This window comes from Pseudomonas sp. GW821-FHT05D12 (genome assembly GCF_059419825.1).
This window is the reverse complement of the sequence record NZ_JBWKSN010000010.1, coordinates 134,313-157,868: the sequence shown is the minus strand read 5'-3', so window position 1 is coordinate 157,868 and position 23,556 is coordinate 134,313. Positions and strand designations below refer to the sequence as shown.

The window sequence follows — 23,556 nt, the reverse complement described above, 5'->3', positions numbered from 1 at the left end:
GTGTATGCAATCCCCTGACTCTATCGCGCACGCCGTCAGCGCGCGCTTCGCTGATCGCCCGACGCTGGAAAGCGTGATTCGCCAGCAACTCGCCACCGCCCTTGGCGAGCGGTACCCGACCCTGACGCTGGACCTGAGCCGCACGCGGCTGGCCAGGCCGCAACGCCGCAGTTGGCTGCTGCAACCGTTTATGCCGGTGGTGCATGACGCCCTGGCCAGCGGCGTGCCGCTGGACTTCAAGGATGTCGGCAGCCTGGCCTGGTACCTCTCCGACGAGCCGCCCAAGCGCCTGAAACTGCCGGGATTGACCCCGGAAAAACTCGATATGCAGGTCATCGCCACGCTGATTGGCGAGATCCCCCAGACCTTGAGCATCGCACTGCAAAACGCCCTCGCCGCCTATTGGGATGCCGGCCACTGGCGCTGGCTGGCCGACGTGTTGAAGGACACCCTGCGCGTCGCCGCCCTGCGCCAGGCCGAGCTGGATCAAACGGCCCGCGAGACCCTCGACCAGGTGTTGACCAACCCTGAGCGCGAGGACCGTCTCACCCTCCATGGCGACCGTGCGGTGTACGCCTACGGGCTGCAAGCCACCCTCAAGGATGCGGCGCGCAGCGTCAGCCTGCTCGGCCCGGACCTGTTGCTGGCCCGCGCGCTGAATGGCAAGACGTCGGTGCTGCTGTGCAGCCCGCAGACGGGTATCGAGACGTTCGCCAGCGTGGATGTGCTGATCCAGGCCGTGGGCCAACGCCTGGGGCGTCAGTACCAGGTCGAGGATATCCTGCTGCAACGCTACGAAATCGACGGCGATCTCTTCGAGCACCAGGCGTCGTTGATCCTCAATCACCAACTCGAAGACCTCGGCAACCTGAGCCTGCCGACCGGCCAGCCCTTCAGGGTGTGGCAGACGCTGTATAACGACATCACTGACCCTGGGCGATTCTTCCGCGACGCGCCGGCCGCGCCTGCCCTGGCAACCTTGCGCACCCACTTGCCGGCCTGGCTGCAAAGCGCCAGCGCCGACGACCAGGCCGCTTACCGCCGCTACACCCTGGCACTGGCCACCGCCAAACAGCGCGCGGCGGGCCGTACCGTGCTCAGCGATATCGACGACATCCGCACCTACACCGTCAACGCGCTGTTGCAAGCGCTGCAAGGGGATGCCGTGACCTTTGCCAATCACGCGCCGACGCCGCCGTCGGTCGCGGCCCTGCACCCCGACGACCTGCTGCTGACCTTCTCCGTGGCCGCCGGCTACCCAGGCACCGCCGGGATCATCCGCCACGAACGCGTGAGCCTGACCGAGCTGGCGATCGACAACCTGTCCAGCCGTCCCAGCGCCAGCGTGACCCTCGCCAACCGGCAAGGCCTGCCCTTGCCGGCGTGGCTGACCGCCGACTACCTGATGGGCACCGGCGGCCTGGTGGAACGCGTAGACATTGGCCAGCACTACCCACGCCTGCTCGAAACCCGGTTACTCGGCGACAGTCCCGAGGCACGCCAGCGCGAAGCGCTGTTCGCCGCGCAGCAAGCCGTGCAACTGCCGCTGCTGGCACTGGAATTGAGCCTGAAACAGCAAGCCGGGCTGAGCCCCCAGGGTGCGCGCCTGGTCGCCGCCGTGATGGAGCCGGCAGCCGCCGACCAGCAGGTCGATCAGAATCCGGTGGTGATCCGTCACCTGGCGCTGCTGCAAATGCCCGGCGCCCAGCCGGACCCGGTCAGCGCCATGTACCTGATCGAAGCCCGCGACACCGCCCTCGGTCCTCATGTGCTGTACCGACCGCTGTACGCCGAAGCCTTGCAGGAATTTGCCAGCCGCGAGGCGTTGTTTGAAGCCATCGCCGAACCTGGGCCCTTGCAGGACAGCGTGTTGACCTGGCTGAGTGACACGGCCCGGCCGATTTACGCCAATGGCGGGTTTCGCGAGCCCCACTACGTACGCTTCGGCCAGGGCGATGAGTTCTCGACCCTGGGCACACCGACACCGGCGACGTTGTCCGCTGATGGCATCAACGACGAACTGCAGCAATGCCTGGTGACCGGACGCCTGATGACCTACCTGTTCAGCGATCATGCGAGGGCGCTGGTGCAACAAGCCGACCGCGCGTCGGTGTCCAACAGCGAAAGCCGCTGGCAGGTGCTGCGCGAAGGCAGCAGCCTGTTGTTCGGCAACCTGCTGCTGCCCCTGCTGCGCGGGCCGGCCATGCTCACCGGCTGGCTGTTGGGGCTGATGGCCAGCCTGGGTCAGGACATTCCGGCGCTGGCCGCCACGGACCCGCACGCACGGGAGCTGGCCACTGTCGACCTGCTGCTCAACCTCGGGCTGCTGTTGCTGGAGGCCGCTCCCGTGGTGGTGCCGACACCGGCACCGCTGGCAGTCGGCCTCAGGGCGCAGGCGCTGCCCTCGGCCCTCACCCCGTGGGTCGCGGAGCAATGGCCGCAACCAGCCGCACCGAGCATTCGTGAAGGCGCCGTCCTGCTGGCCGGGGCGCTGGCGCAGAAACACAGCACGGTGCTGGATTTCGGCTTTGCGCAGGCACGCCAGCGCCTGACCCCGGCCCAGCGCAGCCGTCTCGCGACGTTCAAGGCGCCGCGGCCGTCGCCCCTGCCCCAACCAGTATTGAACGGGCCGCGACGCGGGCTCTATGGGGTCGAAAACCGGTGGTATGCGCTAGCCAACGGCGAGTGGTTGCAGGTCAGCCTGGAGCCGCAGGGCGAAACCCGTGTGGTGATGCCGGGCGATGCCGAAGTGTATGGCCCTTACCTGCGCAGCGATGCACACGGCGTGTGGTCGGTGGACACGCGCCTGCACCTGCGCGGCGGCATGCCAACCAAGCGGATTGCCGCCGATCGCCAACGGCGTGCGCAGCGCATCCGCGAGCTGCAGGACAACTATGAACGGTTCGTCCAGGGCCAGGCGGACCAGCAAAAGCGAATCGATATTATCCTGGGGGTCATGACCCGCACCGCCGAAGACCCACGCTTCAGCGAAGCGCAAGCGGCTGACAGCCGCCAGCGATTCGACACGGCCCTGCAAGAGCAGACCCGGGACTACCAGCAGCAACTGGACAGCCTGAAAGAGCGCAACGAATTGAACATCCCCCTGCCGCCGCATTCCGTCGCAGGCCTGTTGGAAAACATGGTCAACAATGCGCGCAAGCATGTGGTGGTGGCCGAGAAGGATCGTGGCGCGCTGTATCGCTCCCACGCTCACTTCATGGCCAAAGCGCCGCGCCTGGCCGAGGCCGTGCTCGGCGACTTCGCCGCGTATCAACAGTTTGTGCGCAGCCTGATTGCCATCAATGAACGCTCGATCCACTGGCTTGAACTGCGTGATCGCTACCTCGACGAACTGTTCAAGCTAGGCGACGACGGCAGCGACCACTACCGCCGCCTGACGCTGGATCGCCCTCAGGAAATCAGTGCGTTGGCGGTCAAGGATCTGCTGATGCGCAATTTCGAGCTGATGACCCATAAACACCCAGGGCACCCCTTGGTCACCGTCATGATCGATATCCTTGAGCCGCTGCAGGAGCACTTGCGCACCCACAGCGAGCTGAACGAGCTTGAGGTGACAGCCGAGGAACGCATCAATGTGCTCGAAAGCCTGGTGGAGCATTACGGCCGCGGCCTGGACTCCTTGCAAGGGGTCGGCATCGTGAATATCGACGAACTGGACGGTGAGTATTTCGCCAAGCTGGTCAAGCTGGTTGAGGGGTTGTACCAGGAAGCCGCCAAGCAGCTCGCCAGTGAAATCAAACCCGCTGCCCAACCCGCTCCGCGCCCGAGCCGACGCCCGCCGATAGTCGCCGGCAAAGTGCAGAAAAAAGTTATTCGCACGGCGAAAAAAGGCACGTTTATCGGCGAGGTCAAACCCGTGGGTACCCTGGAAACTGTCGAGCTTCGTTCGCAGCTCACCGGTGAAGTGTTTGGCACCTATTCACAGCGGGGCGAGCAATGGATCGAATTCAAGGACGCGACGCCACCGCGCTCGCCAGGCGTGCCGCGCAGTTTGAGCCTGGTCAAGGGCGAGGCTCGCAAACTGTTGGGCATGCTCGAGGAACACCTGCAGCGCGGCGAGCAGTACAAGAAAGTCTCGCGACACCCGCAGGAAGTCCAGGAGGTGCTGCTGCACGAGTCGGTGCGCTACGACAAGCTGGCGACCGAACTGCATCTGGCGATCCAGGCCCAACCCGCGGAGGCCCGAGCACCGGCCGACCTGGCCCTGGAAAATGACATGCGCCAGGCGGCGGTACGCCTGAATGAGCGTGGCCAGGCGCTGCGCATTCAACTGAGCCTGGAACTGCCGCCGACGCACGGTAATCTGGAGTATCTGATCGAACAGAAGCGCGCGCACATGGCGCTACTCGGAGAGCGCATTCAACTTCGCGGCGAGCGTCGGGATTTTGTGCAGGAATACGCCGTCAACGACGCGGGAGGCTATCCCTTGTGGTACGCCCATTTCCACTACCCGGCGGCCGATACACCCAAGGCCCACTACACCGCCGCCCACCTGAAAACCCGTGAGCAACGCAAGGTGAGTTACTACTCGCAACTGGCCCGCGCGCAAAGCCCGCAGGCAGTGGTGGACGTGCACCGCGGCTTGCTGGGGAAGGCGTTGGCCGAGCGCTGGTTCCTGCCGCTCGCGCCTTGAGGGAAAAGGCTGGCGAGCGGGCCTTCTGTGATGAGCAATCCCCTTGTGATGAGCAGGACTGTTGTGATGAGCAGTCCTCTTGTGATGGGCAGGACTGTTGTGATGAGCAGTCCTCTTGTGATGGGCAGGACTGCTGTGATGAGCAGTCCTCTTGTGATGGGCAGGACTGTAGTGGTGAGCAGGGCTGTTGTGGTGAGCGGGCTTGCCCCGCGTTGGGGTGCGCAGCGCCCCCACTACATCCGCCGCGTTGTTCCAGGCAAACCGCAGTGTGTGGAAAAGGGGCTGCTGCGCAGCCCAACGCGGGGCAAGCCCGCTCACCACAAGAAGCCCGCTAGCCACAACAATCCCACTTTCCACATAAAGCCTGCTAGCCATAACCAATCCCACTCTCCGCTCGCGCCTTGAGGGGAAACGCTGGCGAGCAGGCCTCCTGTGATGAGCAGGACTGTTGTGATGAGCAGTCCTCTTGTGATGAACAGAACCGTTGTGATGGGCAGGGCTGTTGTGGCGAGCGGGCTTGCCCCGCGTTGGGGTGCGCAGCGCCCCCACTCCATCCGCCGCGTTGTTTCAGGCAAACCGCAGTGTGTGGGAAAGGGGCTGCTACGCAGCCCAACGCGGGCAAGCCCGCTCACCACAAGGAGCCCGCTAGCCACAACCATCCCACTTTTCACATGAAGCCCACCAGCCACAACCAATCCCACTCTCCACATGAAGCCCGCTAGCCACAACCAATCCCACTTTTCACATGAAGCCCACCAGCCACAACCAATCCCACTCTCCACATGAAGCCCACTAGCCACAACCAATCCCACTCTCCACAAGAAGCCCGCTAGCCACAACCAATCCCACTCTCCACATGAAGCCCGCTAGCCACAACCAATCCCACTCTCCACATGAAGCCTGCTAGCCCCAAGTCCTGCCTCAATGGGCAAACAGCGAGTTGCCCTTCTGCCCTGCGAGCTTCTCGGGCTTGATCAGGAAGCGCGCCAGTGCTGGCAGGAGCCACAGCGCACCGAACATGTTCCACAGCAGCATGAAGGTCAGCATCAGGCCCATGTCGGCCTGGAACTTGATCGCCGAGAAGATCCAGGTGCACACGCCAATCGCCAGGCACAGGCCGGTGAACAACACGGCTTTACCGGTCGACTTGAGCGTCTGGTAATAGGCTTCCTGCAACGGCAACCCTGCACGCAGGAAACTTTCCAGGCGGCTGTAGATGTAGATGCCGTAGTCCACGCCAATCCCCACGCCCAACGCTACCACCGGTAAGGTCGCGACCTTGACGCCGATACCCATGAACGCCATCAGCGCGTTGCCCAGCACCGAGGTCAGCACCAGCGGCAGCACGATGCACAGGGTCGCCGCCCAGGAACGGAAGGTGATCATGCACATGGTCGCCACGCACAGGTAGACCAGGATCAGGATGGTCAGCTCGGCCTCCTTGATCACCTCGTTGGTGGCGGCCTCGATCCCGGCGTTACCGGCAGCGAGCAGGAATTCCAGCCCGTCCTTGTTGTTCTCCTTGGCGAAGTCCTGCACCGCATGCACGGCGCGATCGAGGGTCGCGGCCTTGTGGTCGTTGAGGAACACCAGCACCGGGGCGAGCGAGCAATTGTTGTTGTACAGGCCATCGGCACGGGCGATGGAGTTATTGAGCACGTCGGGGTTGCGCGACAGGGTTTCCCATTTCAGGTTGCCCTCGTTCATGCCCTTGATCATCTGCTTGGACACGGTCACCAGCGAGATCGCCGATTGCACGCCTTCGGTGTTCTGCATCTTCCACATCAACTGGTCGATGGGATCCATGGCTTCGTAGCGCGAGCAGCCTTCGGCCTTGGTCTTGACCATCACCACCAGCACGTCGGAGCTGGTGGAGTAATTGTTGATGATGAAGTTGTTGTCCTTGTTGTAGCGCGAGTCCGGACGCAGTTCCGGGGCGCCCTGGTCCAGGTCGCCGATCTTCAGGTTCTGGCTGTACCACAGGCCGCCACCGAAGGCGATCAGCGCCAGTACGATGGACACCGGCGCGACCTTGGCGCTGGCGAAATTCGACAGCAGGCGCCAGAACGGGTGATCGCGGTTGGCGTCCTTTTTGCTCTTGGCAATCGCGCGTTTGCTGATGCCGACATAGGAGATCGCCACCGGCAACAGGATCAGGTTGGTGAACACGATCACCGCCACGCCGATGGAGGCGCCGATGGCCAGTTCGCGGATCACGCCGATGTCGATGATCAGCAGCGTGATGAAGCCCACCGCGTCGGCGAGAATCGCGATCATGCCCGGCAGGAACAGTTGCCGGAAGGTGCGGCGTGCGGCCGTCAGCGCGTTGTCGGCCTCACTGGACTGCAGGGCGATACCGTTGATCTTCTGCACGCCATGGGAAATCCCGATGGCGAAAATCAGGAACGGCACCAGCATCGAATACGGGTCGAGGCCGAAACCGAAAAAGTGCATCAGCCCCAGTTGCCAGACCACCGCCACCAGCGTCGTGCTGAGCACCGCGATGGTACTGCGCAGGCAGTTGGTGAACCACAGCAGCAGGATCAGCGTGATGACAAAGGCCACGCCGAAGAACAGCACCACCATGATCAACCCGTCGATCAGGTCACCGACCTTCTTGGCGAAGCCGACGATGTGGATCTGCACGTTGGGGTTCTGTTCCTGGAACTTGGTGCGGATCTTGTCCTCAAGCTCGTGGGAAAACTTCTGGTAGTCCAGGGCCAGCAGCTTGCCCTGGTCCTGCGGGTCCGGGTAGGACTCCAGCAGCGGAATGTCGACAATGCTCGACTTGAAATCGTTGGCCACCAGGCGCCCGACCTGGCCGGACTTGAGCACGTTGTTGCGCAGTTGGTCGAGGCTTTCCGGCGAGCCGTTGTAGCTCTGCGGGATCACTTCACCGCCGGCAAAACCTTCTTCGGTCACTTCGGTCCAGCGTACGCTGGGGCTCCACAGCGACTTGAGGCCCGAGCGGTCGACGCCGGAGATGTAGAACACCTCGTCGTTGATCTGCCGCAGGGTCTCCATGTACTCCTTGGTGAAGATGTCACCGTCCTTGGCCTCCACCGAGATGCGCACGGTATTGCCCAGGTTGGCCAGGTCGTTGCGGTGCTCCATCATTTTTTCGATGAAGGGGTGCTTGAGGGGGATCATCTTTTCAAAGCTGGTGGACGGGCGGATCAGCGTCGCCTGCCAGAACAGGAAAATACTCACCAGCAGGCAGATCACGATCACTGCCGGACGGTTGTTGAAGATCAGGCGCTCAAGAAAGGTCGCTTTATCGTTGTGATGACTGCTCATTCTTTCCCCGCCTTTTTTATTGTTTTGCCAGTTCAGCGCCAGTCGCAGTGGCAACACGCACGCCACCCTGCCCGGCCAGAATCAAGTTGCCATTGCCTGCTGCCGTCACCGACGAGAGGGAAATGCGGTCCGGGCGATTGAACACGCTGAAGGTCTGGCCGTCGTCATGACTGACCACCACGCTGCCGCCATTGCCGACCACCACCAGCGATCCGTCGTCGAGCAAGGTCGCCCCCGACAGGCCAAACTCCAGCGCACCGCGTGCCGCCGGCAGTTCAACCTGCTCCCAGGTACTGCCGAAATCGGTAGAGCGGTAGAGATTGCCGCGCAGGCCGTAGGCCAACAGGGTCTGCGGCTGCGCTGTGCTGATCACGCCAAACAGCGAGCCCTCGTAGGGGCCTTCGAGCTTTTCCCAGGTCTGGCCGTCGTCGCTGGAGCGGAACATGCTGCCCTGCTCGCCGACGATAAACAGGCCGGCGTCCTTGATGTGCGCAATGGCGTTGAGGTGGAACTGGTCTTCGTTGTCGAGGCGATCGCTGACGTCTGCCCAGGTCTTGCCGCCGTCGTCGGTCGCGATCAGCGCACCGTAGGCGCCCACGGCCAGGCCGTGCTCGGCATCCTTGAACCACACGTCGAGCAATGGTGCTTCGCGCTTGAGGTCCTGGTATTGCTGGGTCCAGGTCGCGCCGCCGTCTGCACTGGCGAGGATCTGTGCATCATGGCCGACTGCCCAGCCGTGCTTGTCATCGACGAAAAACACCGCCGTGAGCAGCTGCCGGGTAGGCACTTTGGCTTGGGTCCAGGTACTGCCCTGGTCATCGGAATAGAGGATATGCCCGCGATCACCGACGGCCACCAGGCGCTTGCCGGCATGGACGACATCGATCATCAGGCCTTTGGCGGCCTTGGGGGATTCAATCGCAAAAGTGGTATCGCTGGCGGCCTGGACGACAGTCGGCAACGCGACTGCCCCAAACAGCGAGAGCGCTGCGGCCAGCAACGCAACCTTGCGTGCGGCGCGTGGGCGGCAAACAACCCAACCCATGACAGGCTCACTCATAGACCTTTCTCCCGATTTATTATTGTTAGGTCGTCTTGCCTTCCTGGCGCCTGAAACCTGCAATCTAGAGCGCCTGAAGGAAGCAGGGGCCATCCTATCGGGCTTTCGAATCGTCTGACAATCGGCGCTACGTTATCTTTTGTTAACTGGCGGCGTTTGGCCACGTGCTGAATATGGCGCCATCAGTCGCACTGATTGATCGTTTACCGCTGCCGAGGCGTGAGGAGTGACGCGGAGCGTCAAGGACTGCATTCCCACGCAGAGCGTGGGAACGATCAACCACCCGCTCAATGAATTTTTATTCCATATCTTGAATTATGAGAATTTTTATTCCATTAATAGCTACCTGAAAACAATAAACCAAAGGACCACGGCTATGCGTGAACTCGGAATCGGCTTGATCGGCACAGGCTTCATGGGCCGCGCCCATGCCCTGGCATTCAATAACGCCCGGGCGGTATTTGACCTGCCGGTACACCTCAAGCTGGCCGCGCTGGCCGATGCCGATACCGAGCGCGCCCAGCGCTGCGCCAAGGCCTGGGGTTTCGCCCAGGCCCACGGCGACTGGCAGGCGCTGATCGATGATCCTGCCGTCGATGTCGTGGCCATCACCACCCCCAACCACCTGCATTACCCCATGGCCATGGCCGCAATTGCGGCCGGCAAGGCGGTGTACTGCGAAAAACCGCTGGCCGTCAGCCTCGAACAGGCCGACGCCATGCGCCGCGCCGCCCGTGCGGCCGGGGTGGTGACGCGGGTCGGCTACAACTATCAGCACAACCCGATGATCGGCCTGGCTCGGCGGATGATTGCCAACGGCGATCTCGGCGAAATCATCAGCTTCCAGGGCGAGTTCAGCGAAGACTTCATGGCCGACCCGGCGTCGCCGTGGTCATGGCGCTGCGAAGTGGCGCATGCCGGCGGCGCGCTGGCGGACCTGGGCAGCCACTTGCTGTCGATGGCGCACTATCTGGTGGGCGATGTGGCCAGCGTGTGCGCCGACACCCAGACCGTCCACGCCCAGCGCCCTGCGGTACACGGCAGCGATGAGCGCAAAGCCATCGCGGTGGACGACCAGGTGCATGCCCTGCTGCGCTTCGCCAATGGCGCGCGCGGCACGGTGAGCAGCAGTTGGCTCAAGCATGGCTACAAGAACCACCTGAGTTTCGAGATCAGCGGCACCCTGGGCACCTTGGCCTTCGACCAGGAGCGCTTGAACGAACTGCGCCTGTGCCGTGCCGGCCAGGACGGTTTCCAGCGCCTGCTGGCAGGCCCCGCCCTGCCCGGCTACGCAGCGTTCAGCCCGGCGGCCGGGCACCAATTGGGTTACAACGAACTGAAGACGCTGGAAGTCCAGGAGTTAATCATGGCCGTGGCGGGCCAGGGGGCGGACGGCACCGACTTTGACGCCGCGTGGGCAGTGGAGCGGCTGGCCACCGCGATTCGCGTCGCTGCCCGTGAGGAACGCTGGGTAACAGTGGACACGGTTTGAACATTGGAATACACCCCAAATGTGGGAGCGGGCTTGCTCGCGAAGGCGCTGGATCAGTTACCCTATTCATTGACTGACACACCGCTTTCGCGAGCAAGCCCGCTCCCACACTTTGATCACTGTTCGGACTTGGAATCCGGAGTGCTGCACTAACAGTTTCACCGACGGCACAACCCGGTTCCAACCTTGGATTGCAAGCTAAATGTGGGAGCGGGCTTGCTCGCGAAGGCGCTGGATCAGTCACCCTATTCATTGACTGAAACACCGCTTTCGCGGGCAAGCCCGCTCCCACAGTTTTGACCGTTGTTCGGCTTGGGATTCGCGGTGCTACGCCCACATTTCTACCAACGACACAACCCGGTTCCAACCTTGGAATACACCCCAAATGTGGGAGCTGGCTTGCCTGCGATAGCGGTATATCTGTCACGCTCGCCATCGCGGGCAAGCCAGCTCCTACTGGGGGGCCGGACCTTCAGCTCCGCAAGGCGCGGCGCAGGACTTTGCCGACGGTGGTTTTCGGCAATTCCGTGGTTCGGAATTCCACATACTTCGGCATCTTGTAGCCCGTCAGGTATTCACGGCAATGGGCGAGGATCTGTTCCTGGGTCAGGTTCGGGTCCTTGCGCACCACGATGATCTTGACCTTCTCGCCGGTCACGCCATCTTCCACGCCAATCGCCGCGACTTCCCCGACGCCGGGGTGCAAGGCCACCACGTCCTCGATTTCATTCGGGTACACGTTGAAGCCCGAGACCAGGATCATGTCTTTCTTGCGGTCCACCAGGCGGATATAACCGCGCTCATCCATCACCCCGATATCACCGGTCGACAGCCAGCCTTCGGCATCCAGCACCTCGGCGGTTTCCTTCGGCCGCTGCCAGTAACCCTGCATCACCTGCGGGCCGCGCACTTGCAGTTCGCCCTGCTCGCCGAGTTCGGCCAGCTCGCCGTCTTCGCGAACAAACCGCACCCAGGTCGACGGCAACGGCACGCCAATGCTACCGGTGAAGTCCATCTCGCGCATGCGGGCGATGTTGATCGGGCTGATGCTCACCACCGGCGAACACTCGGTCAGGCCGTAGCCTTCGATGATCGGCAGCCCGGTGACTTCCTTCCAGCGCTTGGCCACTGCCGTGTGCGTGGCCATGCCACCGGCGATCACCATGCGCAGGTCGGAAAAGTCCCGCGCGCAGAACTCCGGGTTTTCCAGCAAGCCATTGAACAGCGTATTGACCCCGGCAATCCCGTTGAAGCGCTCCTTGCGCAGGATCATCTGCACGCGCTTCACATCCCGCGGGTTGGCGATGAGGATGTTGCGCCCGCCGAGGCACATGAACATCAGGCAGTTCACCGTCAGCGAAAAGATGTGGTACAGCGGCAGCAGGGTGACGTTGGTTTCCTGCTTGTCCTGGTCCAGTTGATCGCCGACCCAGGCCTTGGCCTGCAGCAGGTTGGCAATGATATTGCGGTGGCTGAGCATCACGCCCTTGGCGTCGCCCGTGGTGCCGCCGGTGTATTGCAGGAACGCCAGGTCATCAAGGTGCATGCCCACCGGAAAATGGTTCAGCCCCCGGCCCTGCTTGAGCACCTGATTGAAACGCACCGCGCCGCGCAGGTTGAACGTGGGCACCTGCTTTTGCACGCGGCGCAGGATGAAGTTCATCGCCGCGCCCTTGAGCGTACCGAGCAAATCGCCGATGGCCGCCACCACCACGCGCTTGACGCTGCTGCCGCCGATGACTTTTTCCAGGGTGTGGGCGAAGTTTTCGAAGATCACCACGGTTTCGGCGCCGCTGTCCTTGAGCAAATGCTTGAGCTCATGGGAGGTGTACAGCGGGTTGACGTTGACCACCACCGCGCCGGCCAGGATCGTGCCCAACAGGCAGATCGGGTACTGCAAGCAGTTGGGCATCATCAGCGCCACGCGGTCGCCCGGCTGTACGCCCTGGCCTTGCAGCCAGGCGGCAAAGGCAATGCCTTGCACGTGCCAGTCGGCGTAGGTCATTTCGGTGCCGATGCTGACGTAGGCAACCCGCTCGCGAAACTTCTCCAGATGCTCCACGAACACCTCGCGCAACGACGGGTAGTCCTCGATAGCGGCATCGATGTCTGCCGGTACGCCGGGCAGGTAAGCGTTCAACCAGATCCGTTCGGTTTGTTCCTGGCTTACAGCGTTCATGGCAGTCTCCTTGTTGTTGTTTTTGATAGAGCTACTTTTCGACGATGGCAGTAATGCCCAACCCGCCCGCCGCGCAGATCGAAATCAGGCCGCGGCCGCCACCCCGCTCATGGATGGCCTTGGCCAGCGCCGCCAACTGCCGGCCACCGGTGGCGGCAAACGGGTGACCACAGCCCAGCGAGCCGCCGTTGACGTTCATTTTGCTGCGTTCGATCGGGCCGAGCGGAGTCTCCAAGCCTAGCCGCTCGCGGCAATAATCGGCGTCCTCCCAAGCCTTGAGCGTGCACAGCACCTGGGCGGCGAAGGCTTCGTGGATCTCGAAGAAGTCGAAGTCGGCAAAGCTCAGCCCTTCGCGCTTGAGCATGCGCGGCACTGCATAGGCCGGAGCCATCAGCAGGCCTTCGGTGCCGTCGACAAAATTCACCGCCGCCGTTTCGCCAGTGCGCAGGTAGGCCAGCACCGGCCAGCCATTGGTCGCTGCCCACTCTTCACTGGCCAGCAACACCACCGAGGCGCCATCGGTGAGCGGCGTGGAGTTGCCCGCCGTGAGCGTGCCGTTCTGCCGGTCATAGGCCGGGGACAGGCCGGCGAGCTTCTCCAGGCTCGCGTCGGCACGCAGGTTATTGTCGCGGGCCAGGCCGCGATGGGGGCTGATCAAGTCGTCGAAAAAGCCGCGTTTATAGGCAGCGTCCAGACGCTGGTGGCTGGTCAGGGTCAGTTCGTCCTGCGCCAGGCGCTTGATCTGCCAGCGCTTGGCCATTTCTTCGCAGTGCTCGCCCATCGACAAGCCCGTGCGCGGCTCGCCGTTACGGGGGAGCAGCGGCTTGAACAACATCGACGGGCGCACTTTCAGCAATGCCTTGAGCTTGTCGCCCATGCCCTTGGCGCGATTGGCCGCCAGCAGCGTGTGGCGCAGGGATTCGTTGATGCCGATGGGCGCATCGGAGGTGGTGTCGGCGCCGCCGGCGATGCCCACTTCGATCTGGCCCAGGGCAATCTTATTCGCCACCAGCAGCGCCGCTTCCAGGCCGGTGCCGCAGGCTTGTTGCACGTCGTAGGCCGGGGTTTGCGGCGACAGCGTGGTGGACAGCAACGACTCGCGCGCCAGGTTGAAATCGCGCGAATGCTTGATCACCGCGCCGGCGGCGAACTCGCCCAGGCGCTGGCCGTGCAGGTTGTAGCGGTCGACCAGGCCTTGCAGCGCTGCCACCAGCAAATCCTGGTTGCTGTCATGGGCGTACACGGTGTTGGAGCGGGCAAACGGAATGCGGTTGCCGCCGATGATCGCCACGCGGCGGGTCGGAGCCGGGTTGAAGCTGTAGTCACTCATCTAAGGCTTTCCAAATAAAGAGCCCACGCATATGGGGTTTGTCGCCGGCGGCATTGCGCACCTCGAATGCACGGCGCGGGCCGGTCACGGGGTGGCTCCACAGGGCGACCTGGCCGGGCAGGTAGATCGGCAGTTTGAAATCGCAATGGGCTTCGGCCTGGTCCAGGCCTCCAGGTGGCTGCTGGGCGGCGAGCGCTCGGCCAAGGGTCCACATGCCATGGGCGATGGCGCGGCGAAAACCGAAGATTTTCGCGCCGATCACCGAGGTGTGGATCGGGTTGAAATCCCCCGACACCTTGGCGAAACGTCGGCCCAGGTCGGCCGGCAATACCCAGCGTTGCGTGCGCAAAAGGCCCTCTTCCGGCAACTCCAGCGACTCGCCCCACGGCTCGCCGAGCGGGTTCTTCACGTCGCGGCGCAGGTACAGGCTGTCGCTTTCCCACACCAGCGCATCGGCACTGTAGGCACGGGTGGCGATGCTCAATGCCTGGCCCTTGGGGTGCGCGACCCAGCGCTCGGCGTACACCTCGATGCGCAACGCCTGGCCTGGGTGCAACCGCTGGTGCTGCCGAATGCGGTTGGCCAGGTGCACCATGCCGCTGGCCGGGTACGGGAAGCTCGGCCGGGTCAACAGCATCAGATGCAACGGGAACGCCAACACATGCGGGTAGGACAACGGCACCCCCTGCTCGTGACGAAAGCCACACGCACGGCCATAGCCGGCAATGCCGGTGGCGCTCAGCTCCACCGCCGAGCGCACCAGGCGCTCCTTGGGCAGCACCGGCACACCGTCGAGCTTGGGCTTGCGCAGGGCGCGCACGCCATCCAGCAGCAGGCGGGTGCGCGAGGGTGGCGGGTCGATGATCTGCGTCACGTAGTCCATGGCTCAGGCTCCCAGCAGGCTTTGCCCGCACACGCGTACGACCTGGCCATTGACGGCGCCGGATGCCGGGTGTGCCAGCCAGGCGATGGTCTCGGCCACATCGATCGGCTGGCCGCCCTGGGACATCGAGTTCATGCGCCGCCCCGCTTCGCGAATCATCAACGGGATTTTTGCGGTCATCTGGGTTTCGATAAACCCCGGCGCCACGGCATTCACCGTCACCTGTTGCGCCGCTGCCTGCCGGGCCAGGCCTTGCACCAGGCCAATCACGCCGGCCTTGGAGGTCGCGTAGTTGCTCTGCCCGAGGTTGCCGGCGATGCCGGAAATCGACGACACGCACACGATGCGCCCACCAGCGTTCAGGCCCTGATGGTCGAGCAGCGCCTGGCTCAGTTGCAACGGCGCTTCGAGGTTGACCGCCAGCACACTGCGCCAGGCTGCCTCAGTCATCTTCGCGATGGTCTTGTCGCGGGTGATCCCGGCGTTGTGCACCACCACATCGAAGGCGCCGTATTGGCTGATATGCGTATGCAACAACGCGGTGGCATCGGCAGCGGTGATATCCAGCGGCAGGGCCGAGCCGCCGACACTGCTGGCGGCTTGCTGCAGCGCGTCGTGGGCCTGGGGCACGTCCACGCAGACCACATGGGCACCGTCACGCGCCAGCACTTGGGCGATGGCCAGGCCAATGCCACGCGACGCGCCCGTGACCAGCGCGCGGCGGCCGGCGAAGGGCTTGTCCCAATTGACCGTGACGTGACCGTCCACCGGGGCTTCCAGGCGCACCACTTGCCCGGACACATAGGCCGACCGGCGCGACAGGAAGAACCGCAGGCTGCTGTCCAGCGCCTCCTCCGCCCCCGGCGCCACGTACAGCAACTGCACGGTGATGGCCCGGCGCAACTCCTTGGCCAATGAGCGCACCAAGCCTTCGAGGGCGCGCTGCGCGATGGCCTGGGGCAAGTCGGCGCAATGTTCCGGCGCCGTGCCGAGCACCACCACGCGACCGTGCTGGCCGAGGCGCTTGGCGTTGGCGTGGAAGAAGACATACAGCTCGTCGAGTTGCTGCAGGTCGGTCACGCCGCTGGCATCGAACACCGCGCCCTGCACTTTCACCGTGGACGGCGCCTTGAGCGTGGCCGCAGTGGCGGTGACCGTGTCGGTGTCGCCGAAAATGCGCTGCACTTCGCCGGCCAGGCGCCCTGCCCCGGCCAGGATCACCGGGTTGGCGAGGCCTTGCTGGCCGCTGCGATGGCGTTGCAACGGCAAGGGTTGGGGCAAACCGATGGCCCCGGCCAGGCGGCGGCCCCAAGGAGAACTGACGAACGCTAGATAGCTGTCACTCATAGATAGATCCACTCACAACACATTCCTGCCTTGTAAACCCGGTCAATGTGGGAGCTGGCTTGCCTGCGATGGCAGCGGCCCGGCTTGACTGATAGACCGAGTCGCCTGCATCGCAGGCAAGCCAGCTCCCACACTGAGCGTGTTCATTCAGTACCACTCAATTGACCGAGGCGTTTTCACCCTGGCTGGACTTGCGCTTTGCCGGCGGTTCCAGCGTTTGCTTGCGCTGTTGCAACGCCTCCAGCAAGCCGAAGTCCTGCGGGAAATCGTCCACCTGGATGCCGTGATCGGCGTATTCCACGTAGCGCCCCAGCAAGCTGTCTTCGTCGTCGCTGATCAGGTCCAGCGCCCGCGCCTTGACGCGCCAGGCGGTGAAGGCCGTGGCCGAGATCGGCATCGGCTCGATCAGCCCCTGCTTGACCGCAGGCTTGAGGCGAGCATCGATCAGCTCGACTTGCGGCAACAGGCGGAAACCGAGTTCGCCGTAGGCCAGCTTGTCAATTTCCGGACGCGGGATGTAGGAATTGGCCAGCAGACGGTCGCGGGTTTCGCCGGGGGTCTGCACCACATCGGCCACCTGGGCCAGCAGGCGATCCGAGGGTTTGTGCAGGGGAATGCCGAACGGGAAACTCAAGCTCCGCACCACTGCGGCGGCGGCTTTCGACGGGTAGTTGTCGAGCACTTCGGCCAGCGCTTCATGGCCGCGCAACAACGCGTCCTGCGCCGCCCAATGCACCAGCGGCAAATCCGCCTGGGGCCGACCGTCGTCCTCGAAGCGCTTGAGTACGCAGGACAGGATGTACAGCTGCGAGAGAATATCGCCCAGGCGCCCGGTAATACTTTCCTTGCGCTTGAGGGCACCGCCCAGCACGCCCATGGAAATATCCGAAATCAGCGCCAGCACCACCGACAGGCGATTAGCCTGGCGATAGTAGGACGCCAACGCCGGGTCGGTCTTGGCCGGGGCGGAAATCAGCCGCCCGCCCGTCAGGGAATGCACCGCTGCACGCACGGTATTGGCCAACACAAAACTGATATGGCCGAACATCGCGCTGTCGAAATCTTCCAGGGCCTTGCGCCGGTCCGGGTGGCGCGCCGCTTCCATCTCGCGGAACACATAAGGATGGCAGCGGATAAGGCCCTGGCCAAAGATGATCAGGCAGCGCGTCATGATGTTCGCGCCTTCCACCGTGATGGCGATGGGGCTCTGCTGGTAGGCGCGCGCCAGGAAGTTATTGGGCCCCATGCAGATGCCCTTGCCGGCGACGATGTCCATGCCGTCGTTGACGATAATCCGCGCCCGTTCGGTGACGTGGTACTTGGCGATGGCCGAGATCACCGACGGTTTCTCACCGGCGTCCAGGGACGCCACCGAGACCTTGCGCACCGCATCGCAGGCATACAAGTGCCCGGCCATGCGCGCCAGCGGCGCCTGCACGCCTTCGAACTTGCCGATGGGCAGGCCGAACTGCTTGCGCATCGCCGCGTAGGCCGTGGTGCCGCGCACCGCGACCTTGCCCAGACCGACGTTGGCCGATGGCAGGGAAATCGCGCGGCCGGCGGCCAGGCATTCCATCAGCATGCGCCAGCCATTGCCGACTTGTTCTCGACCACCAATTACCCACTCCAGCGGAATGAAAACATCCTTGCCGGTGGTAGGACCGTTCTGGAACACCGCGTTGAGCGGCCAGTGGCGACGGCCACTGTTGACGCCTGGGTGCGACGTCGGGATCAGCGCGCAGGTGATCCCCAGCGAGCCGGGCTGGCCGAGCAAGCCTTCCGGGTCTTCGGCGCGAAACGCCAGGCCAAGCACCGTGGCGATCGGGCCCAGGGTGATGTAGCGCTTGTCCCAGGTCACGCGAAACCCCAGGACTTCCTCGCCTTCATGCGTGCCTTTGCAGACGATGCCCAGGTCGGGAATCGCCCCGGCGTCCGAGCCCGCATACGGGCTGGTCAGCGCAAAGCACGGGATGTCTTCACCCCGCGCCAGGCGCGGCAAGTAGTAGTTGCGCTGGGCATCGGTGCCGTAGTGCAACAGCAACTCGGCCGGGCCGAGGGAGTTGGGCACCATCACCGAGATCGCCGCCGCCGAGCAGCGCGTCGACAGCTTCATCACCACCTGCGAATGCGCATAGTGGGAGAAGCCTTTGCCACCGTACTGCTTGGGAATGATCATGCCGAGGAAGCCGGCGTCCTTGGTGTACTGCCAGCCTTCGGGCGACATGTCCTGCCAGACCTGGGTGGTTTCCCAGTCGTTGGCGATGTCACAGAGGGTTTCCACCTCATTGTCGAGGAAGGCTTGCTCCTCCGCGCTCAGGCTGGCCGGCGCAGCTTGCAGCAGGCGCTGCCAGTTGGGCTTGCCGCTGAACAGCTCGGCGTCCCACCACACGGTGCCGGACTCGATGGCCGCGCGTTCGGTGTCGGACATCGCCGGCATGATCGTACGAAACAGGCCGAGGGCCTTGCTGGTCAACAACGTGCGGCGTAGCGGTTTGAGGGTCATCAGCAACGCCGGTAACACCACCAGCACCGCAGCGACGGTGGCGCCGAACGCCGCCACCACGTTGAACAGGTAACCAATCGCCAACCAGACCAGGCCAGCGCCCAACCACAGGGTGGCAGCGGCTTGTCGATACGCCAGGGCAATCGCAGCTGCGAAACCCACCAATAACCAGATAACCATGGGATACCTCGACTCGATTCAGGGCGTGGTTTACGTGCGGAAGGTCGGATTGACCTGCAGCGTAAAGCCACACTACAAACTTGGAAAGCTAAATTCAAATTTTGTTTTGAAATTTTTATTTAATGCTTGGGCGAAAAAATTGGCGGCTGAATGGGTCAGCCTGATGGGTTGATGGGATCAGAAAATCGGAACGGGTCGCGTGGGCAACCCGTCGATGCGTCATCCATATGCAGCACAACAGAAAGATGCGCTAACTGCTGGCAAATATGAATGTGGCCGGATCAAAACTCGTAAGTTGCAGATACGCTAACCACATCACCACGCGCCTCTGACTTGCCATCGAGGCTGGCCCCTCCAAGGCGATCCACGTTTTTAGTCCTCAGCTTGACGGTCTCTACGAATTGATGGGAATAAGCACCGTCGACGCTCAAGCCTGGTATTGCGCGGACTTTGTAGCCCAAGCCCAGGGACACGAACGTGCGGTCACCGTCCGGAATACGCGGGTCACGGGTGGCGTCCGGCGTAGGCGTCTGGTCAAAAGAAACACCGCCACGCACGGTAAAGTCGTCAGTCAGTTTGTAGTCGGTGCCGTACGAGAATTGCCATGCATCTTTGTAGCGATAGGGAATCGAAACGATGGTGCTGCCTTCGGACTTGAGGGTCAGCGCTTTGAACGATGACCAATCCGTCCAGGTGGCGCTGAAGCCAACACCCCAACGATCATTGAATTGATGTACCCAATCGAAGGATGCGGTAGCCGGGATATCCAATTGGGTAGAGGCCTTGGCTCCATCGGGGTAGAGGTGCAGGCCTGGGTAGGCCATTTCCACCAGGGTTTTACCGTCCAGAACAGGCGTGGTCATGAGCAACCGAGATTGTTCGTCGGCGTAGATGTTGTATTTACCCTCTAACTTATTCTTTATTTTCGCGTGGTAATTCAGGCCCAGCGTGTCCTGACTGGTCGGCTTCCAGGCGATACCGGCGAACCAGCCCAGCGATGTATTGTCGACTTTGACGCGCATCAACGAAAAGCCCTGACCCGCAGCAAAGGGCGTAAAACCGAAGTCCGCAGACTGTGCCGCTGCGGCATACAAGTCGACGTTCTGGCTTACAAAACCAGAGGTGTGCTGAAGAATTGCACCGCCCCCAACGGAGAATTCGTCTGTGACTTTAAACGACAGCGAGCCAGTCAGTGCAACCGTCTCGATCTTCGTATCAACCGCGAAGTCCCTGCCTTTCCAATCATTGTCGTAGCTTGTCCTCGCCCCCATCGGGACGACCTGACTCAGGCCGAAGTTCAGGCGATCATTAATTGGCATGACCATGAAGCCGGTAGGCACCCATGCCTCAAAACCCGCCTGGCCCCCATCTCCCGTTCTAGTGTTGTAGATCGGATTGAAGTCGGGATCCAAAACCGTGGCCGACGTAGGCCGACCAGAGTAGTCGTACGCGTTACCCTTATATTTGATATCGATATTTGCGTAGTTGAGCGTGAACTGGGAAATGTTCTTGTCGATAAATGCCATGGCAGCGGGGTTGTTATAGGCCGATGACGGGTCGTTCTTGAACAACGAACCACCACCAAATGCGCGCCCCCAGCCGGCGGCGTTTGTCGTCGGCGTCATGAACGCTCCCGCCTGGGCCGAACCGGCAGCCACCATGAATCCGCTGAGCAATGCCAGGCTCAGGAATGTTTGTGCCTGTTGTTTCTTATTATTCATGCTCCACTCCTTATTGTTTTTATACCGCCCCAGCGGGTAAATACCGATGGTTTGTCGCAACAGATGCCTCTTGCGAGGCACCTGTCTTTGCCGTGGGTGATCAGCCCAGAGTGCTCTACGGGACGATTAAGGAACGATCTGCAGCAGCGGCGATGTGGTCACCGTTACACTCAGGCTTTGAAGGGTGCAGGACGAACCGAGAGGCTGGCTTGTCGGGCTGGTGGTCAACACGCCAGTGCTGTTGTTGTAGGCCACCGTAACGGTCGATGGACCGCAGTTGGACGCTGGATACAACACGGTGGCAGGAATGGTGTAACCGACGTTGGTGACATTCCCGCCGCCTGAAGTACCACTCAGGGATGTAGCCGTCAGTGTCCATGGCACACCCGTGATTTGAGGCAGCTTGCACAGGTTGTTGCTACCCGACACGGTGACCTTGGTGATACTCGCAATTCCCACATCGTTTACAGAACCATCAAACTTCACGTCACACGTAATGGGCAACTGAAAAGAAGAGGGTGACTTCACAGTAAGTGAACCGGACGCGGAAAAATTACTGCTGATCGGAGCGATACTCACAGCATTGGCCATCGAAGCAGCACCCATGCAAACAGCCAAAGCAGACAACGACACGAGGGTTTTCAAACTTTTCATTGTTTTTCCTCACATGTTATGGCGAGTCATTTCGCCAGGGGTAATGGCCATGAACGAGAGGTCACGGTGAAACTGCAGAACTTCCCTTTCCAGCCAAATTTCAATTCAATTACCGCAGCACGTTATTCAACAACTTTGAAGTTCGGCGGCATCTTGATCGACACCGTCTTGATCTTGCAGTCTTCGCCAATCGGTACATTGGCCGCCTCCAACTTGCCGGTGGCGTTATCCCAGGTGCCATCGGCGGTAGAAGGCCCGCACTTGCCGCCCAGGCCGAAGGCGTGGACATCTACGCTGATCTTCGACATGGAGCCACTCTTGGTGTCTTTGGCAATCAACACCCAGGGCAAGTTGGTGGCTTCGACACGGCTGCACTTGAGGCCGCCATCGAATTCAACTTTCTCGACATCCACCGATGACCCATCGGCCGCAACTTTGCCGGCCACCTTGATGGTGCAATCGGCGCTGATCAGCGCGCCCTTGGAAAAACTGATCGGGCCTTGGGCGGTAAAGGCACTGCCGGCCGGTTCGATACGGGCGGCCTGGGCCTGGTGATAGGCGATAAGCCCCAGCGCGGCTAATACGATGTGGGTGGTGAACTTGGCAGGTGATTGCATGGTGTACGTCCTTCCCTTTAATTATTTTTGTTCGGGTCAAAGCACTTTCTCTGGGCGATAAAATCCTGCGCGGCAATCAGGCCCCGAGCACACAACGAAACTAAGTGTTACTTCAGATCAAAACGGCTTGGCACTGCCGCTGTACTTTTCCAGGTACTTCAAACGCTGTGAAGGTTGAAGATTGGTCAGGGTGATATCCCCGGCATAGTGATTAAGGACTCGATGGTCCATGCGTCGTCGCCACAAGTAAGGCACATACGCCCAGACAATCATGCTCGCGTAGCCATAAGGCAGTTGTGGTGATTCATCAAAGTGGCGCAACGACTGGTAACTGCGTGTCGGGTTGGCATGGTGATCAGAGTGCCGCTGAAGTTGGAACAGGAAGATATTGGTGACAATACGGTTACTGTTCCAGGAGTGCCGAGGCGAACAACGTTCATACCGGCCATTGGGCAACTTCTGGCGTTTAAGGCCGTAGTGTTCCACGTAGTTCACCACTTCCAGCAGCGAGAAGCCGTAGATGCCCTGGATAATCAGGAAGGGAATCACCGCCGCCCCGAGCCAGTAGATCATCGCCCCCCACAACACCACGCTGTACATCCAGGCACTGAGTACAGCGTTCTTCCAGTGCCAGGCCGGCAGGCCGAGTTTGCGCAGGCGCTCGCGCTCCAGGTTCCAGGCCGAGCGTGCGCTGAACCACACCGAGCGCGGCAGGAAGGCCCAGAAGCTTTCACCCAGTCGCGAACTGGCCGGGTCTTCCGGTGTGGCGACACGCACGTGATGGCCACGGTTGTGTTCGGTGTAGAAGTGCCCGTAGAAGGTCGGCGCCAGGGTGACCTTGGCGAGAAACACTTCCAGCGCGTTGGGCTTGTGCCCCAGTTCATGGGCGGTGTTGATCGCAATGCCGGTGGCGGCGCCGGTCGACATCGCCATGCCGAGGTAGGTGAACCAACTCGGCTCGCCATGCAGCTGAGTGCGTGCGGTGATGTAGTGGGCAGCCTGCGCCAGCCAGCTGGTCGGCTCCAGGTTCGCGGCGGCCTGTACCAGGCCACCCTGGATGATCCACTCGATACCGCCGGCAGCCAGCCAGCCGGTGACTACCACCGACGAAATCACAAACAGCACGCCGGTGTAGACGATCCAGCGGTAATAGCTCTGGGACTCCAGGCCGCTGACGGCTGATTCGGGCGGATTGCTGACGTCTTCACCGAGCAGGCCGTCGATCAGGGGGATCAGGCCGAAGATCACCAGCACGCCGACCCACCACAGTTGCTGGATACCGGTGGTGATCGCCAGGGCGCCAGACAACAGCGGAGTGGCCAGCGGCATGATCCCAAGCCACCACAGGTGACGCTTGCCGTCGGTCCATACGCTTGGGGCTGCCAGTGTCTGATTCATGGCAGCCTCCGGATGAGACGGGTTGGCAGGGTTACAAAAAACAGGTTCAGGGAGCGATGGATGCTCCGGGAATTCAACCATGCGATAAAAGACGTTTTTTTCATTTTTATTCGCTCTTAGGCATTTCAAAAATCATTTCAAAATAAATATTGAAATATTTTTTTTAAATAAATAGCGCGGAATCGATAGGTCGTCAACTACTTTTTCGAGGCCTTTTTTACGTGACTGAGCAGTCTCTTTT

13 protein-coding genes are annotated in these 23,556 nt (G+C 61.9%); 2 read left to right on the top strand and 11 right to left on the bottom strand.

The annotated features are described in order from the left end of the window. Positions 1 to 4 precede the first annotated feature (4 nt). A complete protein-coding gene (locus tag AC07SI_RS19790; protein ID WP_495006339.1) occupies positions 5 to 4,654 on the top strand; it encodes a hypothetical protein in 4,650 nt (1,549 codons plus the stop codon). 921 nt (positions 4,655 to 5,575) lie between these two features. On the opposite strand, the gene AC07SI_RS19785 is transcribed toward AC07SI_RS19790, so the two are convergent. After that, complete coding sequence (locus tag AC07SI_RS19785; RefSeq protein WP_065907861.1) at positions 5,576 to 7,951, bottom strand: efflux RND transporter permease subunit; 2,376 nt, start codon at positions 7,949 to 7,951, stop codon at positions 5,576 to 5,578. 16 nt (positions 7,952 to 7,967) lie between these two features. Next, on the bottom strand, positions 7,968 to 8,996 hold the full coding sequence (locus AC07SI_RS19780) for a WD40/YVTN/BNR-like repeat-containing protein (protein WP_177343960.1): 1,029 nt from the start codon (positions 8,994 to 8,996) through the stop codon (positions 7,968 to 7,970). A gap of 391 nt (positions 8,997 to 9,387) precedes the next feature. On the opposite strand from AC07SI_RS19780, the gene AC07SI_RS19775 reads away from it, so the two are divergent. Next, a complete protein-coding gene (locus AC07SI_RS19775; RefSeq protein WP_495006338.1) occupies positions 9,388 to 10,503 on the top strand; it encodes a Gfo/Idh/MocA family protein in 1,116 nt (371 codons plus the stop codon). Between the two features lie 472 nt (positions 10,504 to 10,975). Here the strand turns inward: AC07SI_RS19775 and AC07SI_RS19770 are convergent, their stop codons facing one another. The 9 genes from AC07SI_RS19770 to AC07SI_RS19730 form a co-directional block, all read right to left on the bottom strand. Then, positions 10,976 to 12,682, bottom strand: a complete 1,707-nt coding sequence (locus AC07SI_RS19770) for an AMP-binding protein (protein WP_065907856.1) — start codon at positions 12,680 to 12,682, stop codon at positions 10,976 to 10,978. A 31-nt stretch (positions 12,683 to 12,713) separates the two neighbouring features. Beyond that, on the bottom strand, positions 12,714 to 14,012 hold the full coding sequence (locus AC07SI_RS19765) for an acetyl-CoA C-acetyltransferase (RefSeq protein WP_495006337.1): 1,299 nt from the start codon (positions 14,010 to 14,012) through the stop codon (positions 12,714 to 12,716). Continuing rightward, positions 14,005 to 14,895, bottom strand: a complete 891-nt coding sequence (locus AC07SI_RS19760) for a MaoC/PaaZ C-terminal domain-containing protein (RefSeq protein ID WP_495006336.1) — start codon at positions 14,893 to 14,895, stop codon at positions 14,005 to 14,007. Before AC07SI_RS19760 ends, AC07SI_RS19765 begins: the two co-directional genes overlap by 8 nt. Before the next feature lie 3 nt (positions 14,896 to 14,898). After that, positions 14,899 to 16,242 carry a 3-oxoacyl-ACP reductase gene (locus AC07SI_RS19755; RefSeq protein ID WP_495006335.1) on the bottom strand — a complete coding sequence of 448 codons (1,344 nt, stop codon included), beginning with the start codon at positions 16,240 to 16,242 and terminating at the stop codon, positions 14,899 to 14,901. A 157-nt stretch (positions 16,243 to 16,399) separates the two neighbouring features. Continuing rightward, the gene (locus tag AC07SI_RS19750; RefSeq protein WP_495006334.1) at positions 16,400 to 18,925 is read right to left on the bottom strand and encodes an acyl-CoA dehydrogenase; all 2,526 of its coding nucleotides are present in this window, start codon (positions 18,923 to 18,925) and stop codon (positions 16,400 to 16,402) included. A gap of 281 nt (positions 18,926 to 19,206) precedes the next feature. Then, positions 19,207 to 20,646, bottom strand: coding sequence for an outer membrane protein transport protein (locus AC07SI_RS19745; protein ID WP_495006333.1), 1,440 nt, complete (start codon positions 20,644 to 20,646; stop codon positions 19,207 to 19,209). A 126-nt stretch (positions 20,647 to 20,772) separates the two neighbouring features. Further along, positions 20,773 to 21,300: an alkane oxidation protein activator PraB gene (gene praB, locus AC07SI_RS19740; RefSeq protein WP_495006332.1), complete on the bottom strand. Its 528-nt coding sequence runs from the start codon at positions 21,298 to 21,300 to the stop codon at positions 20,773 to 20,775. Positions 21,301 to 21,422: 122 nt separating this feature from the next. Further along, positions 21,423 to 21,917 (bottom strand): alkane oxidation protein activator PraA, encoded by a 495-nt coding sequence (gene praA / locus AC07SI_RS19735; RefSeq protein ID WP_065907845.1) that lies wholly within the window; start codon positions 21,915 to 21,917, stop codon positions 21,423 to 21,425. A gap of 117 nt (positions 21,918 to 22,034) precedes the next feature. Continuing rightward, the gene (locus AC07SI_RS19730; RefSeq protein WP_495006331.1) at positions 22,035 to 23,315 is read right to left on the bottom strand and encodes an alkane 1-monooxygenase; all 1,281 of its coding nucleotides are present in this window, start codon (positions 23,313 to 23,315) and stop codon (positions 22,035 to 22,037) included. Positions 23,316 to 23,556 lie beyond the last annotated feature (241 nt).